Consider the following 21879-nt stretch of genomic DNA (forward strand, 5'->3'; position numbering starts at 1 on the left):
CCCTGAGCGGCGTTGCCGCTTCTTGCCATAGCCCTGCTATGACTCGTCCCGGCGCCTGGCTCAGAAACCAAAATCACTCGCCAATTCTTGCGCGAACTTCTGAAACACCGCTCTAGCCGCGCGGATGGTGCTGGGCGTGCAGTTGCTGCAGCCGCACCCGGGCGACATGGGTATAGATCTGGGTGGTGGACAGACTGGTATGGCCGAGCAGCATCTGCACCGTGCGCAGGTCGGCGCCGTGGTTGAGCAGGTGGGTGGCGAAGGCGTGCCTGAGGGTATGCGGCGACAGCGAGGTGCGGATGCCGGCCACCTGGGCATGCAGCTTGATGCGGTGCCAGAAGGTCTGCCGGGTCATGGGCGTACCTCTCTGGCTGGGGAAGAGGATGTCACCGGGCTGGCCACCCAGCAGTAGTGGTCGCGCGGTCTTGAGATAGTCCTCCAACCAGGCGATGGCCTCTTCGCCCAGGGGAATCAGCCGTTCCTTGCTGCCCTTGCCGAACACCCGCAGTGAGCCCTCGCGCAGGTTGATCTCGTCCAGGGTCAGGCTGATCAGCTCGGTCACCCGCAGTCCGGTGGCATAGAGCACCTCGAGCATGGTGCGATCACGCAGGCCCAGGGTGTCCTCGGTATCCGGCGCGGCCAGCAGGGCTTCCACGTCCGCCTCGGACAGGCTCTTGGGCAGCGGCGCGCCCAGCTGCGGCATGCTCACCAGCAGCGTCGGATCCTCGGCAACCCGCCCTTCGCGCACGGCATACTTGTAGAAGCTGCGCAGGCCGGAGAGGAAACGTGCAGTGGAGCGCGCCTGGTAGCCCTCGCTCAGCCGCCAGCCGAGGTGATCGAGCACGGCGTCACGCCCCAGATTCTCCAGGGTCAGCCCCCTGCCCTCCAGCCAGCGGGCGAAGGCCAGCAGATCGGTGCGGTAGGCACTGCGGGTATGGGGCGACAGCCCCTTCTCCAGCCACAGGGCGTCGAGGAACTCCTCGATCAGCCGCTCGGCGCTCACGCGGCGAATCCGGGCAGCACCGGCGTCGGCTTGCCCTCGTCGTCGACCGCGACAAAGCTGAAAGCACCGTTGATGGCGCGCTCGCGCCCTTCCGCCAACATGCCCTCGACGAAGACCTCGACCTGCACCTTGATGCTGGTATTACCGACCTTCACCACCCGCCCGATCAGTTCGACGATGGAGCCGGCGGGAATCGGATGATTGAAGTCGATGCGATCGGTGGAGACCGTCACCAGCGGCTTGCGGCAGAAGCGCGTCGCGGTGATGAAGGACACCTCATCCATCCAGGCCAGGGCAGTGCCGCCGAACAGGGTGTGGTGATGATTGGTGGTGGGCGGGAAAACCGCCTTGGCCACCCGGGTTTCCGACAGCGCGGTGCGCCGCTGGATTTCCGCTTCGCGGGTCGTCATGTCTTACCTCGAACCTCAGAAACGAAAAAAGCAGCCGAAGCTGCTTTTTTCTGGTCACGCCGCGATCAGGAAAGCTTTTCCTTGATGCGGGCAGCCTTGCCGGACAGTTCGCGCAGGTAGTACAGCTTGGCCTTGCGCACGTCACCGCGACGCTTGACGCTCAGGCTGTCGACCAGCGGGCTGTAGGTCTGGAAGGTACGCTCGACGCCAACGCCGTTGGAGATCTTGCGCACGGTGAAGGCGCTGTTCAGGCCGCGGTTACGCTTGCCGATCACCACGCCTTCGAAGGCCTGCAGACGCTGACGGTCGCCTTCCTTCACCTTAACCTGGACGATCACGGTGTCGCCGGGGGCGAACGCCGGGATTTCCTTGTTCATCTGCTCAGCTTCGATCTGGGCAATGATTTTGTTGGTCATGTCACTCTGCTCCTAAGACAGGCCGCGGCCCGCCATCGATACCTAACTATCGTTCCGCTGACGAAGGTATTCCGCCAACAGGTTCTGCTCTTCTCCAGAAAGCGAGCGGCCATCCAGAAGATCGGCGCGTCGCTCCGCAGTGCGTCCCAGGGACTGCTGCAGGCGCCAGCGCCGGATATGCTCGTGGTTACCACTGAGCAACACGTCGGGTACGCGACGGCCCTCGTACACCTCGGGTCGGGTGTAGTGCGGGCAATCGAGCAGGCCGTCGGTAAACGAGTCCTGCTCGGCGGAATCCACATGCCCCAAGGCTCCGGGCAGCAGTCGCGTAACCCCATCGATCAGTACCATGGCCGGCAATTCACCGCCGGACAGCACATAGTCGCCAATCGACCATTCTTCATCCACGTGCGTCTCGATGAAACGCTCGTCGATGCCTTCGTAACGCCCGGCGATGAGGATCAGATGCTCCTCCTGCGCCAGTTCCCGTACCGCCGCCTGGTCGAGCTTGCGACCCTGGGGGGACAGGTAGATCACCTTCGCCGCCGAATCACCCTTGGCATCGGCCAGGGCGCGCTCCAGCGGCTGGATCTTCATGACCATCCCGGGACCGCCGCCAAAGGGCCGGTCGTCCACGGTCTGGTGGCGATCCTCGGTATAGCTGCGCGGGTTGTAGCAGGTCAGTTCCAGGAGCCCCTGCTTCATCGCGCGACCGCTCACGCCATAGGCGCTCACGGCCTCGAACATCTCGGGAAAGAGGCTGATGACATCGATACGCATGGATTAGAAATCCGCGTCCCAGTCGACCTGCATCTCGCCCTTGGCCAGATCCACCGCCAGCACGTACTGGTCAGGCAGATAGGGCAGTAGACGCTCACGATCGTCGAGGCTGCCAGCACTGGGCTTGACCACCATGACGTCGTTGGCCCCGGTCTCCAGCAGATGATCCACCACACCCAGCCACTGGCCTTCGCGATTGATCACCTTGAGACCTTCCAACTGATGCCAGTAATAGTCGCCGGCGCCCAGCTGGGGCAATTCACTACGCGGCACGCAGATCTCGAAACCGGCCATGAGACGGGCCTCTTCGCGATCATCCAGGCCCTGCAGACGTACCGTCAGAACCTTGCCGTGCAGCCGACCGCCGAGCACCTTGACCTGCCGGATCTCGCCTTCGCGCCGCAGCGTCCAGGTCCGATAGTCCAGCAGATTGTCGAGCGGATCGGTAAAGGAGTAGATCTTGAGCTCACCGCGTACGCCGAAGACCGAAACTATCTTGCCCAGGACCACCAGGTCGGGGGCGGGGGTCGGCGTACTCATGGTCTTCAGGCGGTAGCCTGAGCGCTCTTGAGCAGCTGAGCAACGCGCTCGGACGGCTGGGCGCCCTGCGACAGCCAGTAGCTGGCACGCTCTTGATCCACCGACAGACGGATTTCGGCGCCGCTGGCGATCGGGTTGAAGAAACCGATGCGCTCAACGAAGCGACCATCACGCGCATTGCGGCTGTTGGTCACGGTCAGGTGGTAGAAGGGGCGCTTCTTGGAGCCGCCACGGGCTAGACGGATGGTTACCATTGAACTTCGTTCCTGTAGTCGGTGCTTGAAACAGTGGGCACGCTGGGCCACATGGCCCGAAAGGCCGCATATTCTAAGGGCTGCCACCCTTTTTGCCAATGGCTTTTGACGGCACTTCCGGCATCGGGGCGGACTGAAGGCTCGGACAACGGCGCCGAGCCACTCGCGAAGGCGCATCAATACTGGTGCCACTGCCCTTCGCAGAGTTCTTTCCAGGGCCGACCGTCTGGCGACGGGCGGCACCGGGGATCACATCTTGGGCATGCCACCGCCGGGCAACATGCTGCCCATGCCGCGCATCATCTTGGCCATGCCGCCCTTGGCGGTGACCTTTTTCATCATCTTCTGCATCTGCTTGTGCTGCTTGATGAGACGACCGACGTCCTGCACCTGGGTACCCGAACCCAGCGCGATGCGTTTCTTGCGCGAGCCGCTGATCATCTCCGGATCACGGCGCTCGGCCGGGGTCATGGAGTCGATGATGGCTTCCATCTGTTTGAAGTGCTTTTCCGCCGCGCCCTGGGCATTGCCCATCTGCTGGATGTTCATGCCACCCATCATGGTCGGCAGCTTGTCCATCAGCGAACCCAGGCCGCCCATGTTTTTCATCTGGCGCAGCTGGTCGCGGAAATCCTCGAGATCGAAGCCCTTGCCCTTCTTGAGCTTCTTGGCCAGCTTGTCGGCCTTTTCCCGATCCAGGGTCTGCTCGGCCTGCTCGATCAGCGAGAGGACGTCACCCATGCCAAGGATGCGCGAGGCGACACGGTCAGGGTGGAAAGGATCGAGGGCTTCGCTCTTCTCGCCCATGCCGATGAACTTGATCGGCTTGCCGGTGATGTGGCGAACCGACAGGGCGGCACCACCACGGGCGTCACCGTCGACCTTGGTCAGGATCACGCCGGTGAGCGGCAGGGCGTCGTTGAAGGCCTTGGCGGTGTTGGCGGCGTCCTGGCCGGTCATGGCATCGACCACGAACAGGGTCTCGGCCGGCTTGGTGGCGGCGTGGACCTGCTGGATCTCCGCCATCATCTCGCTATCGATGTGCAGACGACCGGCGGTATCGACGATGACCACGTCGATGAACTTCAGCTTGGCTTCGCGGATGGCGGCCTGGGCAATATCCACCGGCTTCTGGCTGATGTCGGAGGGGAAGAAGGTGACCCCTACCTCCCCGGCCAGGGTTTCCAGCTGCTTGATCGCGGCCGGACGATAGACGTCGGCGGAAACGACCATGACGGTCTTCTTCTTGCGCTCCTTGAGGAAGCGCGCCAGCTTGCCCGCGGTGGTGGTCTTGCCCGCCCCCTGCAGACCAGCCATGAGGATGACTGCCGGTGGCGCCACGTTGAGCGCCAGGTCTTCGTTGGCCGCGCCCATGATGGCTTCCAGCTCAGCACGAACGATCTTCACGAAGGCCTGGCCCGGGGTCAGGCTCTTGGATACCTCGGTACCGACCGCCCGCTCCTTGACCCGGTTGACGAACTCCTTGACCACCGGCAAGGCGACGTCCGCCTCGAGCAGCGCCATGCGCACCTCGCGCAGGGTGTCCTTGATGTTGTCTTCGGTGAGCTTGGCCTTGCCGGTAATGTGGCGCAGGCTTTGGGACAGGCGGTCTGTGAGATTCTCGAACATGCGGACATCCAGGGCAGAAACGGCGGCTGACCGACAAGTATAACGAAAGAGCGCCGCACCAGGGATAGCCGCTGGGGCCTGTACCGCGTGAATCCGTCAGCAGTGCCCGCGTCGGAGAGAAGCCGAGGAAAGGAAGACAGGCACCGGCGCCAAGGCCGGTACCCGAGGGATGGGGTCAGAAAATCAGCGAGAAGATGCCGATGACCACCACCAGGCCGATCAGGAAAATGATGCCCATGGTACCGCCGAGAAATTTAAGCATGGTCGCGACCTCTTCAAGATATGTACCTCATGGGACCATCCATTGGCGGCCAGGGTTCGGCCGGGTTGCCCGGCAGGCGCCAGGGCGTGCCTCAGACTTTCTGTGCCGCCCTGTCTGTGCCACACTCGCCTGCTTTCCGCCCTGCTGAAACCGGACCATGCACGCCCTGCTGCCCACCCTTTTGGCCGCCGCCCTCTATCTGCTCGCGACCCTCTACCAGGGCAGTTGCCTGCTGCGCAAGCAGCCGTCGAGCAAGCCCCTGGTCCTGGGCGCCGGCATCCTGGCCCTGCTGCCTCACGCCCTGGCTGTCTACCTGCAGCTGATCCTCGAACCGACCCTGAGCCTGGACTTCTTCGACGCCTCCAGCCTCATTTCGGCGACTGCCATCGCGCTGATGCTGATCGGCTGCCTACGCATGCCGCTGCAACCGCTGCTGGTGCTGATCTATCCCCTGGGTGCGGTGACCGCGCTGCTGGCCGAGTTCGTGCCGCCCGGCACGGTCACGCCGCTGGACGTATCGCCCAAGATCGTCGTGCACGTACTGCTGTCGATCATCGCCTATGGTCTCTTCACCCTGGCGGTGCTGCAGTCCTGCCTGGTGCTGTTGCAGAACCATCAACTCAAGAACAAGCACCCCTCGGGACTGATCCGCAGTTTTCCGCCGCTACAGACCATGGAAAGCCTGCTGTTCGGCTTTCTCTGGGCTGGCTGGGTGGTGCTGTCACTGGCGCTGATCTCCGGCTGGTTCTTTGTCGAGGATATGTTCGCCCAGCACCTGATCCACAAGACGGTGCTCTCCTGCATCGCCTGGGTGGTGTTCGGCATCCTGCTGTGGGGCCGCCATCGCCTGGGCTGGCGCGGCCATACGGCGATCCGCTGGACGCTGCTGGGCTTCATCCTGCTGATGCTGGCCTACTTCGGTAGCAAGCTGGTGCGGGAATTCATCCTGCATCGTTGACAGTCGTCATTCCGCTACCTGCATAATCAGGCGACCGAACCACGTTCGGCGCGACCCGGCCAACAGCCAGGTCGCGCCCGGCACGTCATAACAGGTCGTCACGCCCGTCCCCACCCTCGGACAGCCGCTGCCCCATCGGGCCGCTCCGGCAGACGCCTCCTACAAGAACGACTGCCCGGTAACCCTGCATGTCCACGACCGCTGCCGCCTTCGACGCGCCCACCTCCGTGCCGCGCAACTCCCCCACCCGCGTGGCCACCGCCAGCTTCATCGGCACCGCCATCGAGTTCTACGATTTCTATGTCTATGCCACGGCCGCGGCTCTGGTGATCGGCCCGGTATTCTTTCCCCAGGGCGCGGGCATGGCCCAGACCCTCAGCGCCTTCATCACCTTTGGCATCGCCTTCCTGGCGCGCCCCCTGGGTTCGCTGCTGTTCGGCCACTTCGGCGACCGCATCGGCCGCAAGTCCACCCTGGTGGCCTCGCTGCTGCTGATGGGCATTTCCACCACCCTGATCGGCCTCCTGCCCGGCTACGCCAGCATCGGCGTCTGGGCGCCCATCCTGCTGTGTCTGCTGAGATTCGGCCAGGGCCTGGGACTGGGTGGCGAATGGGGCGGGGCGGCGCTGCTGGCCACCGAGAACGCCCCGCCCGGCAAGCGCGCCTGGTTCGGCATGTTCCCCCAGCTCGGCCCCTCCATCGGCTTCCTCATGGCCAACGGCCTGTTCCTGGCCCTGGCGCTGCTGCTGGACGACGAGCAGTTCCGCGCCTGGGGCTGGCGCATTCCCTTCCTGCTCAGCGCGCTGCTGGTGGTGGTCGGCCTCTATGTGCGGCTGTCGCTGCACGAGACGCCGGTGTTCGCCGAGGCCATGGCCCGCCGCGAGAAACTGCGCCTGCCCATGGTCGAGACCTTCGGCAAGCATGGCAAGGCGGTGTTGCTGGGCGCCCTGAGCATGGTGGTGTGTTACGCCCTCTTCTACATCTCCACGGTGTTCTCGCTGAGCTACGGGGTGAAGAATCTCGGCTACAGCCGGCAGGAATTCCTCGGCCTGCTGTGCATCGCGGTGCTGTTCATGGCCCTGGCCACGCCGCTGTCGGCCTGGCTGGCCGATCGCTTCGGGCGCAAGCCGGTGCTGGCGGTGAGCGCCATCGCCGCGCTGCTGTCCGGCTTTGCCATGGAGCCGCTGCTGACCCACGGCTCCAGCCAGGCGGTGGGCCTGTTCCTGGCGCTGGAGCTGTTCCTGATGGGCATGACCTTCGGCCCCATGGGCGCCCTGCTGCCGGAAATCTTCCCGACCCGGGTGCGCTATACCGGCGCCTCGGCCGCCTATAACCTGGGCGGCATCCTTGGCGCGTCGCTAGCGCCCTACGCCGCGCAGCAACTGGTGGAAGCGGGCGGCCTGAGCTGGGTGGGCGGCTACGTCTCGGCGGCGGCGGCCATCAGCCTGCTGGCGGTGCTCTGCATGCGCGAGACGCGCGACCAGTCGCTGTAGATTGTCTAGCCAATAAAAAAGGCCCCGCGGGGCCCTTTTTCGTAACGCGCAGTCGGCGTTACAGCTCGACCTTTACCGCCTGGGAAGCACGCACGGCCTTGGCCCGCGCAGCCTCGATGCTTTCGTCCCGAGCCAGCGCCACCCCCATGCGACGCTGGCCCTTGACCTCGGGCTTGCCGAACAGCCGCAGCGCGGTATCGGGTTCGGCCAGGGCCGCGCCCAGATTGGCGAAGGCGGTCTGGCGCGACTCGCCATCCACCAGGATCACCGCCGAGGCCGAAGGGCCGAACTGGCGGATGGTGGGGATCGGCAGGCCGAGAATGGCGCGGGCATGCAGGGCGAATTCGGACAGGTCCTGGGAGATCAGGGTCACCAGGCCGGTGTCGTGGGGCCGCGGCGAGACCTCGCTGAACCAGACCTGGTCGCCCTTGACGAACAGCTCCACGCCGAACAGGCCGCGACCACCCAGGGCCTCGGTGACGGCGCGGGCGACCCGCTCGGATTCGGCCAGGGCCTTGTCGCTCATGGCCTGGGGCTGCCAGGACTCGTGGTAGTCGCCCTTGACCTGGCGATGGCCCACCGGCGCGCAGAAGGCAGTACCGCCGACATGACGCACGGTCAGCAGGGTGATCTCGTAGTCGAAGTCGACGAAGCCCTCGACGATCACCCGGCCCTTGCCCGCCCGTCCGCCTTCCTGGGCGTATTGCCAGGCGGCCTGCAGCTCATCGGCGCTGCGCAGCAGGCTCTGGCCCTTGCCGGAGGAGCTCATGATCGGCTTGACCACGCAGGGATAGCCCAGCGCCTCGGCGGCGGCGGCGTAGTCTTCGTAGGTATCGGCGAAATGATAGGGCGAGGTGGGCAGGCCCAGCTCCTCGGCGGCCAGGCGACGGATGCCTTCGCGATTCATGGTCAGCTGGGCCGCGCGGGCGGTGGGCACCACGGTATAGCCCTCGCCTTCCAGCTCCACCAGGGTGGCGGTGGCGATGGCCTCGATCTCCGGCACGATGAAGTGCGGCTGCTCGCGCTCGATCACCGCACGCAGGGCGGCGCCGTCGAGCATGTCGATGACGTGGCTGCGGTGGGCGACCTGCATGGCCGGGGCATCGGCATAGCGGTCCACGGCGATGACTTCGACGCCCAGGCGCTGCAGTTCGATGACGACTTCCTTGCCCAGTTCGCCGGAGCCGCAGAGCAGCACGCGGGTGGCGCTGGGGGACAGGGGGGTACCGATACGGGGCATGACAGATCTCTCCGACTGATATCAGGTCAGGAAGGCAGCACCGCCCGCCCGCGCACGCTCGTCGCAGCGCAGCAGCACCTCGCGGCGCTCGGCATCGCTCATGGACATCCAGCGGGTGATCTCGGCGGCGCTGCGTTGGCAGCCGATGCAGATGTCCTGTTCGTCCAAGGCACAGACATGGACGCAGGGCGAACGCACGGGTGAATCGGCGGTGTTCATGCGGCTTCCCTCGAATGGCCGCGCATTGTGCCCGTTAATACCCGACTTGGCATGTGCCTTTACCTTGTCGATGCCGCTCAATCCCGCTTGGGCGGTGCCTTGAGCTTGATCCCGGCGTCGTACAGCAGGTTGACCAGCTCGACGATGATCACCGCCGTCAGCCCCCAGATGCGGTGCTCGCCATACTGATAGCTGGGCACCTGCCAGCGCAGGCCAGCGTGGTCGACCCTGAGGGTGTAGTCCGGCGGCACCTCGCAAAAGAACTGCAGGGGCACGGTGAAGATCGCGGCGATCTCGGCTTCGCTGGGAATGTATTCGAGCTGATCGGGAATCAGGGCGACGATGGGCGTCACCGCCAGCCCATAGCGTGACACCAGCGGGCTCAGCGGGGCGATCACCTCTACCAGACCGGGCGGCAGGCCGACCTCTTCCTGGGCCTCGCGCAGCGCGGTGGCGACCAGGTCGGCGTCCTCGGGATCGCGGCGACCACCGGGCAGGGCCACCTCTCCGCCATGGGTGGACAGGTTGCTGGCCCTCAGGGTGAGCAGCAACTCGGGATGCTCGCCGCGGATGATGGGCACCAGCACCGCCGCTTCCCGATAGTTCTCGGTGCCGCTCAGGGTGCGCGGCTGATAGTGACGCAGGCGCTGGAGCAACTCATCCACGCCGGAATTCTCCCTTGGTCATCGTATCCTCCGGATCATGGCACGCCCGCCGGGCAATCCCAAGCCCAGCCATCGCTTGCGGCTCCCGGGATCACCCCGGCACACTGCAGCAAAACGAGGATAAGCCATGAAGCATTGCAACCACTGCGGCGGACTGCTGGAAGAGCGCATTCCTGCGGGCGACAACCGGATGCGCCTGGTCTGCAGCCAGTGCGGCGCGGTGCATTACCAGAATCCGCGGGTGGTGGCCGGCTGCCTGGCGACCTGGGAAGGCCGGGTGCTGCTCTGCCAGCGCGCCATTGAGCCGCGACGCGGCTACTGGACGCTGCCGGCGGGTTTCATGGAGAACGGCGAGACCACGCTTGAGGCCGCGGCCCGCGAAACCTTCGAGGAAGCCGGCGCCCAGGTGCGAGGCCTGGAGCTCTATACGCTCTTCGATCTGCCGCACATCGATCAGATCTACATGCTGTTCCGCGCCGAACTGGTCGACGGACGCTTCGGCGTCGGCGAGGAGAGCCTGGACGTACGCCTTCTGGACGAAGCCGACATCCCCTGGTCGTCTCTGGCTTTTCCGACCATCAAGCGAACACTAGAATGCTTTTTCGCTGACCGCCGTCAGGGCGACTTTCCGCTGCGCCATGAGGGCATGGCACCCATGGTGGTCGAGCGCAAGCCTGCCTGAGCCTTTCCGAGGATCTTCCCGACATGCGTCCGTTGCACCTGTTGTTGGCGCTCTGCTATGTGCTGTGCGGTTCGTTGCTTCCCCCGTTGGCTCAAGCCAGCACCAGCGTCACGGTGATCCGCCAGCCGGCCGCGCCGTTGATCGACAAGGTGCTGGTGATCAAGTCGCGCAATCAGTTGCAGCTGCTCAGCGGCAATACCGTGATGAAGTCCTATCGCGTCTCGCTGGGCAAGAATCCCCGCGGCCCCAAGCTGCGCGAGGGCGACCAGCGCACGCCGGAAGGCTTCTACTGGATCGACTGGCGCAAGACCAGCGACAAGTTCAACCTGGCCATGCACATCTCCTATCCCAACCGGGAGGATCTGGCCCGCGCACGCCAGGCTGGCGTGCCCCCCGGCAGCATGATCATGCTGCATGGCACGCCCATCGACGAGGAATACCCCGAGTGGTATTTCAACTCGCTGAACTGGACCAATGGCTGCGTCGCGCTGACCAACCATGACATGCGCGAGGTCTGGGGGCTGGTCAAGGATGGCACCATGATCGAGATCCGCCCCTGAGAGCCGATCCAAAGGCTGCTACGCGTCGGCCAAACCGCGTTGAAGAGGCCCTGGGTCGCCAGCCCGACCTGGGCGGCCCCGTCGCAATGCTCATCTACCCTTCGTAAACTCGCGCGCGAGCCCGGTCGAGCGCGAGTCCGATCCGCTTCCGCAGGTGTCTTCGCGGGGCCGCCCAGGCCTTGTTTGGCTCTAGCTCGCGAGCCTTTGAACAGACTCCGCGCCGATAGGCTTCCCCTGCCCTACCCTGCCACCTGCTCCGCGGGCGAGACGATGCTGGTCTTGCCCCGCGAACGGCCGCTGCTCAGGTAGTCCGCGATGGATTCCTGGGTGACTTCGCCGAGGAAGTCGTTGTCGGCGCTGAGTACCGGCAGCCAGGAAGTGTTGAACTGGTACATGCGTGACAGCAGGATGCGCAGGTGCTCGTCGAAGGCCGCGGTCGCCTTGAACGGGGTGACGAAGGGCGCGACCGGACCGCTCTGACCGCGCAGGTCACGGCGCCGCACATAGCCCAGCCCCTTGTTGGCCGCATCGGTCACCACCAGGTAGCGGCGGTCGTGCTCTTCCATCAACTCCACGGCGTCGCCGATCAGGGTCTCGGCCTGGATGGCGGGTGCATTGTCGGCGGCGTCTTCGGCGCGGATCAGCAGCAGACGCTTGAGGGTGCTGTCCTGACCGACGAAGTTGCTGACGAAGTCATCCTTGGGATGCGCCAGCAGGGTGTCCGGATGATCGAACTGCACCAGGCGCCCGCCGCGGAAAACGGCGATCTTGTCGCCCAGGCGGATGGCCTCGTCGATATCGTGGCTGACCATGATCACCGTCTTGTTCAGCGCCCGCTGCATCTGGAAGAACTCGTTCTGGATGGCGTCGCGGTTGATCGGATCCACCGCGCCGAAGGGTTCGTCCATCAACAACAGCGGCGCCTCGGCTGCCAGGGCGCGGATCACGCCGATGCGCTGCTGCTGGCCGCCGGACAGCTCGCGTGGATAGCGCGAGAGGTACTGCTTGGGTTCGAGCTGCACCATGCTCATCAGCTCGGTGGCGCGCTCGCGGCACTTCTTCTTGTCCCAGCCCAGCAGCTTGGGCACCACGGTGATGTTTTCCTCGATGGTCATGTTGGGAAACAGGCCGATCTGCTGGATCACGTAGCCGATATGCCGCCGCAGGGTCACCTCGTCGATGCCGGTGGTGTCCTCGCCATTGATCAGCACCCGCCCCGAGGTGGGCTCGATGAGGCGGTTGATCATCTTCAGGGTGGTGGTCTTGCCGCAGCCGGAGGGGCCCAGGAAGACGCAGATCTGGCCTTCTTCGACGGTGAGGCTCACGGCATCCACCGCGGTCACGTCCTTGCCATGCTGCTTGAAGGTCTTGGTCAGGCGGTCGAGTTCGATCATCTGGGATTCCTTAATGAGCGCTGCGCAGGCCGCGCGGAGTGAGGCGACGTTGCAGCCACTGCAGGACGAGGTCGGCGACGATGGCCAGCAGACTGACCAGCACGGCACCGACGATGAGCGTGGCCATGTCGCTGCGGCTGATGGAGGTAAGGATGAGCACCCCCAGGCCACCGGCGCCGATGGTGGCGGCGATGGTCATGACGCCGATGTTCATGACCACGGCGGTGCGCACTCCGGCGAGGATCACCGGCAGGGCAATGGGCAGTTCGACCATGCGCAGGCGCTGCCAGAAGGTCATGCCGATGCCGGCACCCGCCTCGCGAATGCCCGGCTCGACGCTGGTCAGCGCCAGGTAGGTATTCCTCAGGATCGGCAGCAGCGAGTAGAGAAAGACCGCGGTGATGGCGGGCAGCGGACCAAGTCCCTGGCCGAACTTGGAATAGAACGGCAGCAAGAGGCCGAACAGGGCGATGGACGGCACCGTCATGACCACCGTGGCCAGCGCCTGCAGGGGACCGGCCAGCCAGGGATAGCGGGTCATGAGGATGCCCAGGGGTACCCCCACCAGGATCGCCAGGGTCACGGCGATGCCTACCAGGGTGATGTGCTGGCGGGTCAGCTCGAGTACCTGCAGCCAGTCGATATGATTGAAGGAGGTGACGAAATCCATGGGTCATTGCCCTCCGCTTAGGGGGTGCTGGGCGAGGAAATCGCGGGCCACCTGGGCTGGCGTCTGTCGCTCGATGTCCACCTTGGCGTTGAGCTGGCGCATGGTGGCCTGGTCCAGGCTTTCGGCCAGGGGCTTGAGCAATGCGGCGAGATCGGGATGCTTAGCCAGGTACCGAACGTTGACCACCGGCGCTGCGGTGTAGTCGGGGAAATAGCCCTTGTCATCCTCCAGCACCTTGAGCTTGAAGGCATCCAGGCGGCCGTCGGTGGTGTAGACGAGGCCCGTGAATACCTGGCCATTGCGCAGGGCGGTGTAGACCAGCCCTGGATCCATCTGACGGATGTCGTCGCGGGTGTACTTCAGCCCATAGGCCTTCACCAGCCCGGCGAGGCCGTCGGAGCGATTGGCGAATTCGATGTCCAGGGCCGTCAGGTGCTGCTTGCCGGCTTCGGCTTCGAGCAGCCGGGCCAGGTCACTGATACTGTTCAGCTCGGGATGCTGCTGGGCGACCTTTTCCGGCAACGCCAGCGCATAGGTGTTGTTGAAGCGGGTGGGAGCGAGCCAGGCCAGGCCGACCTTGGCGTCCAGCTGCTTGACTCGCTGGTAGGAGGCGTCCTTGTCCAGGCGTTCGGTGACGTGGTTGTAGGCGACCAGCGAGGTACCGGTGTATTCCCAGGTGAGGTCGAGCTGGGCGTTCTTCACACCGTTCCAGGCGATGGTGCTGCCCAGACCACCGACGATCTCCGGCTGATAGCCGTGCTGGGCCAGATACTGGCCGGTGAGTTCGCCAAGGATGGCCTGCTCGGTAAAGACCTTGGCACCGATGCGGATCGGGTCGGCCTGGGCAGTACTAGCCAGGATGAGACCGAACCAGGCCGCGCCGAGGGCGATAAGCAACTTTTTCATCTCGTCTCCTTAGCGGGCCAGGCCGCGTTCCAGCCAAAGGCGGCTGGCGAGCAGCACCAGACCGTCGAGCAGCAGCGCCAGCAGCGCGGTGGCAGCGGCACCCAGCAGCAGCTGGGGCTGGTTCTCCAGGGCAATGGCGGGAAAGATCAGGCTGCCCAGGCTGTTGGCGCCGATCAGGAATACCAGTGGCGTGGTACCGACGTTGATCGCCAGGGCAACCCGCACCCCGCCGATGATGATGGGTACCGCATTGGGCAGCTCCACCTTGGTCAGCACCTGGGTAGGCGTCATGCCGATGCCGGTGGCGGCCTCCTTGAGCGAGCCCGGTACGTTCTTCAGGCCCTCGTAGGTGTTACGCACGATGGGCAGCAGCGAGGCGAGAAACAGTGCCAGGATCGCGGGACCGTCACCGATGCCGACGATGCCCAGGGCGATGGCCAGCACCGCCAGCGGCGGCACGGTATTGCCGATGTTGAACACCTGCATGAAGCGTTCGGCACTACGGGCGAAGCGGGGCCGACTGAGCATTACCCCGGCCGGTATGCCCACCAGCAGGGCAAGAACCATGGAGACGGCCACCAGGTAGAGGTGAGCCTGGAGATAGAACAGCAGATCCGCGCGATAGGTACCGAGGGTGTCCCTACCGATCCAGTGCACCAGCAGTGCCAGGATCACCACTCCCACGGCCGTGCCGAGCAGGAGGGTCTTGAACTTCGCCATGTCAGGCTCCTTCAACGAGCGGACAGGCCGCATGCCTTCCGAGTGCGGACCTCGCGACAGGAGCGAGGCGCAGGACGGCTGTCCGGGTTCAGGGTCGAGACACAGCAGGGCATGGCGGGTATGCCGGCTGGACCAACGGGGCACTGCGGATCTCGGATCTGCCTAGCCCTTGGGTGTCGCTCCCTGGGGAATGACATGGCGCCTTGCCTCGACCGAAGAGATTGACGCCCATCGCAGTCGATAGTTCGCCAGCTCCTTTTCAGGCTAACCCAATAGACTCACTCAATGTCAACCCGTGGGCGATAACCGCTTCGCTTGAGCTCCAAAAACGCCTGGATAAAGGGCTTCGCGTGATCCCGGCAACAGGAGCCCGATCTAGAGCGGCTGGCTAGTTTGTGACAATAAATTTAATGCTCTGACTGTTAGCCAGCTGGCAAGACACGCAAGACATCCATCACAACTTCCCGGGCAACCCGCTTCGGTTTCGTGGAAGAGCACACAGGCAAGGTGACGTATGGTCATCCCTGAAACATCTTTCTGTGAGCCAGTGCGGCGCCGAGCGTTTGACAGCCCTTTATCATTCTGACGAGTGGCTGACGCTTTGAGGGAACATTCAGCCCAACCAAGGTCCATAGGTGGCCCAGTGATAGCACCAAGTGTCGTTTCTGGTACCGCTATAAAAACAGACTATTCATCGAGCTAACTTCAAAGGGAACGTTATGAATGACATGACGGCTTGTGCATCGTTGGACTCCGCTACTCTGTCTTCTGCCCCCGTCCTGCTGCTGCAACCCAAAGTGGAAAATTGGGTGGTGGTGTATGCGCACGGTGGCCTGATCGCCGACTTCGATGACGAGGCTTCAGCCCGCCGCGAAGCCGAGCAGTGGGCTGGAATCTGCCTGCGTCGCTAAAGACCGCTATCGGATGACCTGCCTGCGCCGTCAACGGACGGAAAAGCAGTCACAGGCAGCTCATCACTCGCCACAGCGCTCTCTCCCCCTCTTCAGTAGTAGCTTGCCCGCTAGGCGACCCACCGCCGGGGTCCATGCTGCCCAGGCTTTACCCAGCTCGCATTTCCAACGCTTTCGTCCGGCCGTAACGTTGTCTGGCGCACCTTCTGAGCGTTGCGCTGCAACTTCCCTGCGACTCTTCAGGCCTCATGGCGGATCGGGCATTCGCTGCCCGTCATTCCTACCGTCTGCCGTCACTGTCCGGGACCTTGCCGATGACGTTACGCCTGAAACTCACCTGCACCGCCTTGTTTGCCCTTCTCTCCTGCCTGGTGACCGCGCCGGCCGTCCAGGCCGAGCCTCGTGATTTCCCCACCGACCTGGTCGGACTGAATTTTTCCGGAGCCGGCTTCGCTCCCCACGTATTGCCTGGCAAACCCGGGACCAACTACTTCTTCCCCGACGCCGGTCATTACCGGCGCTGGTCGGCCAAGGGCATCCGGGTGATCCGCTTCCCGGTCATCTGGGAACGTCTCCAGCCTCGCCTGGGGCAACCGCTGGATCCTGTCTATGCCAAGCTGATCGACCAGACCCTGGATCACGCCAAGCGCTATCGCATGAGCGTGATCCTGGATCTGCACAACTACATGAGATACCGCGGCCAGGTCATCGGCAGTGCGGCCGTGCCCTACCCGGCCTATGCCGATGTCCTGCGACGAATTGCCCAGCGCTGGCACGCCCATCCCGCCCTCGCTGCCTACGACATCATGAACGAGCCCCACGATGCCGTTGAGCAGTGGCCGATCGCCGCGCAGCACGGCATCGATGCAGTACGCGATGTGGATCGCGCGCGGCCGATCCTGATCGAGGGCAATGGTTGGTCCAGCAGCTATCTCTGGCCGCGCTACAACGCCAAGCTGCTCGGGCTCAAGGATCCGGCGGACAACCTGATCTATTCGGCGCACGTCTATTTCGACAATGACGGCGGTGGCAAATACCTCAGGAAGGACATGACCGACTTCGATCCGGACGTCGGCATCCGCCGGGTCGAGCCGTTCATCACCTGGCTCAAACAGCATGGCAAGCGCGGCCATATCGGCGAATTCGGCGTCCCAGACAACGACCCGCGCTGGCTGGCAGCAATGGACCGGCTGCTGGCCCGTCTGCGCAAGGAATGCATTCCGGCCATGTACTGGGCAGCCGGCCCCAACTGGGGCGATTACCCCCTGGCGATCGAGCCGGTCAAAGGCAAACCCCGCCCGCAATGGGCAGTACTGCAGAAGTACGTGAAACCTGCCGACTGCGCCGATGTAGGTCCTCGCTAAGGCAGGGTGCCCTTGGCCAAGCCAGACGGCACCTGCTGCCACTCATCAGCGACTTGCCTGAAAATAGGTGACTCAAGTCACAAAAGTCATGGCCATGGACGGCCTGCACAGAACTTGCTGGCTCTCTGCGATCAAATTGTTACAGCAAGTAATAGTTCGACTATTAAGACGCTTGCACGATCAAGAGCTAGGATGCCATGTCACCGTTAACTTCTCCGCTCCCTCCTCTTTCCCTTTCCCCTTAGCGGCAGCGCTGTCTCCGTTCGCCTCTTCCGGCTCTACCGTCAGGGAATTCCCATGGAAAGATTCGTCGCTTTGGATAGCTTTCGCGGTCTATTGGCCGTCGCCGTTGTCCTCTTCCACACCTATGTCGCTCAGGCTGCCTCGGAAAATCCGCTGATAGCCAACGCCTACCTGTTCGTCGAATTCTTCTTCGTGCTCAGTGGCTTCGTGCTGATGCACACCTACGAGACCCGCCTGCGCACCCTGGACGACTATCGCGACTTCACCATCAGTCGCTCGGCGCGCATCCTGCCGCTGCATCTGGCCATGCTCGGCCTCTATGTCCTGCTGGAAACCGGGCGACTGCTGGCGGAAAAGCTGGGCATCAGCTTCAACGATCCGGCCTTCAGCGGGGCCACCGGGCCCGAGCAATTCCTGCCCAACCTGCTGCTGCTGCAATCCTGGCTGGGGGAAGCCATCACCGGCTCCTTCAACTACCCCTCCTGGAGCATCAGCATCGAGTACTACCTCTATCTGCTGTTCGGCCTGCTGGTCCTCAAAGGCCAGGGGCACCAGCGCCAGTGGTTTCTGGTGATCGCGTTACTGGCCTTCGTGCAGCTGCTGTTTCCCATCCTGCCACTGAAGACCGAGATCTTTCGCGGCCTGTCGTGCTTTTTCGCCGGCACCTGCACCTATCGCCTCTATGCCTGGATGAAGACGCACAACCAGGGGCAATTCGGCGGCACCCTGCTGGAGGTAGCCTGCCTGATCGCCGCCGCGGCGGTGATGACCTCCGACCTGCCGGTGGCCAAGAAGGGGGTGCTGGCCAGCCTGGTGTTCTGCCTGACCATCCTTACCTTCGCCTTCGAGCGTGGCCTGGTCTCCAGTGTGCTGCATCAGCGTTTCTTCGTGCGCCTGGGCGTGCTGTCCTACTCCATCTACCTCTGCCACGCCGCCGTGATCTTCGTGTTCAAGAGTGCCTTCATCGTGCTGGGCAAGTTGCTGCACCAGGATCTCACGGTGGTGGCGGCCTCCCATGACGTGCCGGTGCCCTTCATGATCCGCTACATCGCCACTGGCAGCCCCGTGCTGGACAATCTGGTGGTGCTGCTGGAGCTGGGCGTGGTCTTCGCGCTGGCCTGCTTCACCCACAGATACATCGAGATCCCGGGAATCGCACTGGGCAAGCGGCTGGTACGCAAGAGACGCAACACCTCGTTCTGCGACGGCAAGATCCAGCCGCAGCCCTAATGGGCAACGCAGGCAGCCCCCGCCGACACCGAGCCGGCGGGGGCTGCCTTCTGCTATACTCCGCCCCCACTTTTTCGTTCCCGCCCAGGTTCATCCATGACCACCCAGGCCGCCGAAGTCGCCAAGCGCCGTACCTTCGCCATCATCTCCCACCCCGACGCGGGCAAGACCACCATCACCGAGAAGTTGCTGCTGATGGGCCAGGCCATCGCCGTCGCGGGCACGGTGAAGTCGCGTAAATCCGACCGCCATGCGACCTCCGACTGGATGGAGATGGAAAAGCAGCGCGGCATCTCCATCACCACCTCGGTGATGCAGTTCCCCTACCGCGAGCACATGATCAACCTGCTCGACACTCCCGGCCACGAAGACTTCTCCGAAGATACCTACCGCACCCTGACCGCGGTGGACTCGGCGCTGATGGTGCTCGATGGCGGTAAAGGCGTAGAGCCCCGGACCATCGCGCTGATGGACGTCTGCCGCCTGCGCGACACTCCCATCGTCAGCTTCATCAACAAGCTCGACCGCGATATCCGCGATCCCATCGAGCTGCTCGACGAGATCGAGGCGGTGCTCAAGATCAAGGCCGCACCCATCACCTGGCCGATCGGCAGCTATCGCGATTTCAAGGGCGTCTATCACCTCTCGGACGACCGCATCTACGTCTACACCCCCGGCCATGGCCACGAGCGCATCGCTACCAAGACCATCGACAAGCTGGATTCCGACGAAGCCCGCGCCCACCTGGGCGATCTCTACGACCGCTTCGTCGAGGAACTGGAGCTGGTGCAGGGCGCCTGCCACGAATTCGACGGCGAGGCCTTTCAGCGCGGCGAGATGACCCCGGTGTTCTTTGGTACCGCCCTGGGCAACTTCGGCGTCGACCAGGTGCTCGACGCCGTGGTCGACTGGGCACCACGCCCGCTGTCGCGCGCCGCCCACGAGCGCGTGGTAGAACCGGTGGAAGAGAAATTCTCCGGCTTCGTGTTCAAGATCCAGGCGAACATGGATCCCAAGCACCGTGACCGTATCGCTTTCATGCGCATCTGCTCGGGCAAGTACGAGAAGGGCATGAAGCTGCGCCATGTGCGCATCAAGAAGGACCTGAAGATCGCCGACGCCCTGACCTTCTTCTCCAGCGAGCGCGAGCACCTGGAAGAAGCCTTCGCCGGCGACATCATCGGTCTGCACAACCACGGCACCATCCAGATCGGCGACACCTTCACCGAAGGCGAGCTGCTGGGCTTCACCGGCATCCCGCACTTCGCCCCGGAACTGTTCCGCCGGGTGCGCCTCAAGGACCCGCTGAAATCCAAGCAGCTGCGCCAGGGTCTGCAGGAGCTGGCCGAGGAAGGCGCCACCCAGGTGTTCTTCCCCGAGCGCAACAACGACATCGTGCTGGGCGCGGTGGGCGTGCTGCAGTTCGACGTGGTCGCCAGCCGCCTGAAGGAAGAGTACAAGGTGGAGTGCGCCTATGAGGCCATCAACGTCTGGTCGGCGCGCTGGATCGAGTGCGACGACAAGAAGAAGCTCGAAGACTTCAAGACCAAGGCCTACGAGAACCTGGCCGTTGACGGCGGCGGGCACCTCACCTATCTGGCGCCGACCCGCGTCAACCTGGCGCTGATGGAAGAGCGCTGGCCGGAGATCAGATTCCGCGCCACCCGCGAGCACCACTAAGGGCTACCTCCCTGGCCGGCGCTCCTCCTGCCGGCCAGCGGCCCATACCCTTCCTCGCCGGGCGCTCTGCCCCACCGCCGTCAGCTACGGTCTTCCAGCTCCACTACATTGAGTTCCAACTCCGCCCGCTCGGTCCACTGGCCGTCCAGTTCGGTGCGTACCGCCACGCCCAACTCCTTGAAGTCGGCCACCTGCTTGACCAGGTTGCCCGGACCGCCCACCAACTGACCGCAGGCCTTGCGATAGGCTTCGCCGGCCTTGTCCAGACTCTTGCCGATGCCGTCCATGCTGCCGAGAAAGGTGCGCAGCTTGTCGTAGACCTTGGCCGCGCGCTCGGCCAGTTCGGCGGTGTGGCGGTTCTGGTCCTCGAAGCGCCAGAGCTGGCGGACGATGTTGAGGCTGGTCAGCAGGGTGGTCGGCGTCGCCACTAGCACGTTCTGCTCGATGGCGCGCTGGAACAGGCTCTCATCGGCCTTGAGCGCCTCGACGAAGGCCGATTCGATGGGAATGAAGAGAAAGACCATCTCCGGCGAATTCAACCCCGGCAGGCTGAAGTATTCACGATCGGCCAGCTCACGGATGCGGTCGCCCACCGCGCGCACGTGCTCGCCAAGGGCCAGGCGGCGCTCACCCTCGTCCTCGCTGTTGACGTAGCGGGTATAGGCGTTGAGCGACACCTTGGCGTCCACCACCAGATGCTTCTTCTGCGGCAGATGGACCAGGACGTCCGGGCGGCGGCGACCGGTCTCGGTGGTGAAGCTGCGTTCGCGGACGAAATCGCGACCCTCGCGCAGGCCCGAGCGCTCCAGCACGTTTTCCAGGATGAGTTCACCCCAGTTGCCCTGGGCCTTCTTCTGACCGCGCAGGGCGGTGGCCAGGTCATGGGCCTCCTGGGTGATCTGGCGGTTGAGCTCCTTGAGGTCGAGCAGTTGCTGGCCGAGCGCGGCCTGCTGCTGCACATCCTTGTGGTGGATGTCCTCGACCTTGGCACGAAAGCCCTCGATCTGCTCACGGAACGGTCGCAACAGGGCGTCCAGCGACTGCTGACTGTGCTGGGCGAAGGCCTGGCCCTTGGCGTCGAAGATGCGCCCGGCCAATTGCTCGAATTCCAGCTTGAGCTGCTCGCGACTTTCGCGCAGCAGCTGGTGCTGTGCCTGGAAATGCTCTTCTTTCTGCTCCAGCGTGGTCTTCAGGGTGGCATGTTCTTCGGCCAGGCGTGCATGGCGCTCCTGCACCTCGGCGTACAGTTCCTGCTCGCGGTGCTGGCGCTCGCGTAATTCGGCGAGCTGCTCCTGGCTCCCCTGCAGCTGGGCGCGGGTGGCCTCGGCCAGGGCGTGTTGTTCGGCGGTCTGCAGCTGGGCCTGGCGGGTCTGCTGGCGCAACTCGGCCTCCAGTTGCCGATTGGCCTCCAGCTGACGCTGCAGGGTAGCGTTGCGTTCGCGCTCGGCGCCCAGCTCCACCACCTGGCGCCCGTTGGCCAGTTCGGCGCGCTGCAGGTCGTCGCGCAGCATGTCGTAGCGCTCGGCGGCGCTGTCGATCTGCTGCTGCAGATAGCGCTGGCGCCCGGTCAGCCAGACGGCCGAACCCGCCCAACCGGCGAGCAGCAAAAGGGGAAGCACAAGGGAAACGAAAGGCAGGGAAGTCATGGCG

Annotated in this window: 23 protein-coding genes; 8 read left to right on the forward strand and 15 right to left on the reverse strand. The window is 64.1% G+C overall.

All coding sequences use genetic code 11. The features are described from left to right. Positions 1–112 precede the first annotated feature (112 nt). The 7 genes from xerD to ffh form a co-directional block, all read right to left on the reverse strand. Complete coding sequence (gene xerD / locus APT59_RS17630) at positions 113–1003, reverse strand: site-specific tyrosine recombinase XerD (RefSeq protein WP_017640793.1); 891 nt, start codon at positions 1001–1003, stop codon at positions 113–115. Beyond that, the gene (locus tag APT59_RS17635; RefSeq protein WP_059316048.1) at positions 1000–1413 is read right to left on the reverse strand and encodes an acyl-CoA thioesterase; all 414 of its coding nucleotides are present in this window, start codon (positions 1411–1413) and stop codon (positions 1000–1002) included. The genes xerD and APT59_RS17635 overlap by 4 nt, the downstream gene beginning before the upstream one ends. Before the next feature lie 65 nt (positions 1414–1478). Further along, positions 1479–1829, reverse strand: coding sequence for a 50S ribosomal protein L19 (gene rplS / locus APT59_RS17640; RefSeq protein WP_007160957.1), 351 nt, complete (start codon positions 1827–1829; stop codon positions 1479–1481). Between the two features lie 42 nt (positions 1830–1871). Then, positions 1872–2609: a tRNA (guanosine(37)-N1)-methyltransferase TrmD gene (trmD, locus tag APT59_RS17645; protein ID WP_059316049.1), complete on the reverse strand. Its 738-nt coding sequence runs from the start codon at positions 2607–2609 to the stop codon at positions 1872–1874. A gap of 3 nt (positions 2610–2612) precedes the next feature. Then, entirely contained in the window at positions 2613–3149 is a 537-nt protein-coding gene (gene rimM / locus APT59_RS17650; protein WP_059316050.1) for a ribosome maturation factor RimM, read from the reverse strand. A gap of 5 nt (positions 3150–3154) precedes the next feature. Next, positions 3155–3403, reverse strand: coding sequence for a 30S ribosomal protein S16 (gene rpsP, locus APT59_RS17655; protein WP_059316051.1), 249 nt, complete (start codon positions 3401–3403; stop codon positions 3155–3157). A 249-nt stretch (positions 3404–3652) separates the two neighbouring features. After that, positions 3653–5032 carry a signal recognition particle protein gene (gene ffh, locus APT59_RS17660; RefSeq protein ID WP_059316052.1) on the reverse strand — a complete coding sequence of 460 codons (1380 nt, stop codon included), beginning with the start codon at positions 5030–5032 and terminating at the stop codon, positions 3653–3655. Between the two features lie 419 nt (positions 5033–5451). Here ffh and APT59_RS17665 point away from each other — a divergent pair, with 419 nt between their 5' ends. Both APT59_RS17665 and APT59_RS17670 read left to right on the forward strand, forming a co-directional pair. Then, positions 5452–6252, forward strand: a complete 801-nt coding sequence (locus tag APT59_RS17665) for a cytochrome C assembly family protein (protein WP_059316053.1) — start codon at positions 5452–5454, stop codon at positions 6250–6252. A 188-nt stretch (positions 6253–6440) separates the two neighbouring features. Continuing rightward, on the forward strand, positions 6441–7745 hold the full coding sequence (locus APT59_RS17670; RefSeq protein ID WP_059316054.1) for an MFS transporter: 1305 nt from the start codon (positions 6441–6443) through the stop codon (positions 7743–7745). Positions 7746–7803: 58 nt separating this feature from the next. Here APT59_RS17670 and purT read toward each other — a convergent pair whose 3' ends face one another. The 3 genes from purT to APT59_RS17685 form a co-directional block, all read right to left on the reverse strand. After that, positions 7804–8985: a formate-dependent phosphoribosylglycinamide formyltransferase gene (gene purT, locus APT59_RS17675; protein ID WP_059316055.1), complete on the reverse strand. Its 1182-nt coding sequence runs from the start codon at positions 8983–8985 to the stop codon at positions 7804–7806. 21 nt (positions 8986–9006) lie between these two features. After that, positions 9007–9204 (reverse strand): DUF1289 domain-containing protein, encoded by a 198-nt coding sequence (locus APT59_RS17680; protein WP_059316056.1) that lies wholly within the window; start codon positions 9202–9204, stop codon positions 9007–9009. Between the two features lie 77 nt (positions 9205–9281). Further along, positions 9282–9869, reverse strand: a complete 588-nt coding sequence (locus APT59_RS17685) for a CoA pyrophosphatase (RefSeq protein WP_059316057.1) — start codon at positions 9867–9869, stop codon at positions 9282–9284. Between the two features lie 127 nt (positions 9870–9996). Between APT59_RS17685 and APT59_RS17690 the strand changes: the two genes are divergently transcribed. Together APT59_RS17690 and APT59_RS17695 are read left to right on the forward strand one after the other, a co-directional pair. Next, entirely contained in the window at positions 9997–10551 is a 555-nt protein-coding gene (locus APT59_RS17690) for an NUDIX hydrolase (protein ID WP_059316058.1), read from the forward strand. Between the two features lie 23 nt (positions 10552–10574). Continuing rightward, positions 10575–11111 (forward strand): L,D-transpeptidase family protein, encoded by a 537-nt coding sequence (locus APT59_RS17695; RefSeq protein WP_059316059.1) that lies wholly within the window; start codon positions 10575–10577, stop codon positions 11109–11111. Between the two features lie 239 nt (positions 11112–11350). On the opposite strand, the gene APT59_RS17700 is transcribed toward APT59_RS17695, so the two are convergent. From APT59_RS17700 to APT59_RS17715, 4 genes are read right to left on the reverse strand one after another with little or no spacing between them, the layout of a single operon-like run. Next, a complete protein-coding gene (locus APT59_RS17700; RefSeq protein ID WP_059316060.1) occupies positions 11351–12505 on the reverse strand; it encodes an ABC transporter ATP-binding protein in 1155 nt (384 codons plus the stop codon). Positions 12506–12515: 10 nt separating this feature from the next. Beyond that, a complete protein-coding gene (locus tag APT59_RS17705; RefSeq protein ID WP_059316061.1) occupies positions 12516–13175 on the reverse strand; it encodes an ABC transporter permease in 660 nt (219 codons plus the stop codon). 3 nt (positions 13176–13178) lie between these two features. Further along, positions 13179–14081 carry a glycine betaine ABC transporter substrate-binding protein gene (locus APT59_RS17710; RefSeq protein ID WP_059316062.1) on the reverse strand — a complete coding sequence of 301 codons (903 nt, stop codon included), beginning with the start codon at positions 14079–14081 and terminating at the stop codon, positions 13179–13181. A gap of 9 nt (positions 14082–14090) precedes the next feature. Next, positions 14091–14801 carry an ABC transporter permease gene (locus APT59_RS17715; RefSeq protein ID WP_059316063.1) on the reverse strand — a complete coding sequence of 237 codons (711 nt, stop codon included), beginning with the start codon at positions 14799–14801 and terminating at the stop codon, positions 14091–14093. A gap of 719 nt (positions 14802–15520) precedes the next feature. On the opposite strand from APT59_RS17715, the gene APT59_RS22485 reads away from it, so the two are divergent. The 4 genes from APT59_RS22485 to APT59_RS17730 all read left to right on the forward strand — a co-directional run bounded on the left by APT59_RS22485 (position 15521) and on the right by APT59_RS17730 (position 20229). Next, positions 15521–15712 (forward strand): hypothetical protein, encoded by a 192-nt coding sequence (locus APT59_RS22485; protein WP_156428972.1) that lies wholly within the window; start codon positions 15521–15523, stop codon positions 15710–15712. Between the two features lie 314 nt (positions 15713–16026). Then, positions 16027–17076 (forward strand): glycoside hydrolase family 5 protein, encoded by a 1050-nt coding sequence (locus APT59_RS17720; protein WP_059316064.1) that lies wholly within the window; start codon positions 16027–16029, stop codon positions 17074–17076. Positions 17077–17373: 297 nt separating this feature from the next. Then, on the forward strand, positions 17374–18549 hold the full coding sequence (locus APT59_RS17725; RefSeq protein WP_059316065.1) for an acyltransferase family protein: 1176 nt from the start codon (positions 17374–17376) through the stop codon (positions 18547–18549). A gap of 96 nt (positions 18550–18645) precedes the next feature. Next, on the forward strand, positions 18646–20229 hold the full coding sequence (locus APT59_RS17730; RefSeq protein ID WP_059316066.1) for a peptide chain release factor 3: 1584 nt from the start codon (positions 18646–18648) through the stop codon (positions 20227–20229). 80 nt (positions 20230–20309) lie between these two features. Here the strand turns inward: APT59_RS17730 and rmuC are convergent, their stop codons facing one another. Then, positions 20310–21875, reverse strand: a complete 1566-nt coding sequence (gene rmuC / locus APT59_RS17735; protein WP_059316067.1) for a DNA recombination protein RmuC — start codon at positions 21873–21875, stop codon at positions 20310–20312. Positions 21876–21879: the final 4 nt, after the last annotated feature.

This window comes from Pseudomonas oryzihabitans (assembly GCF_001518815.1).
In the GTDB taxonomy this organism is placed as follows: Bacteria; Pseudomonadota; Gammaproteobacteria; order Pseudomonadales; family Pseudomonadaceae; genus Chryseomonas; species Chryseomonas oryzihabitans_E.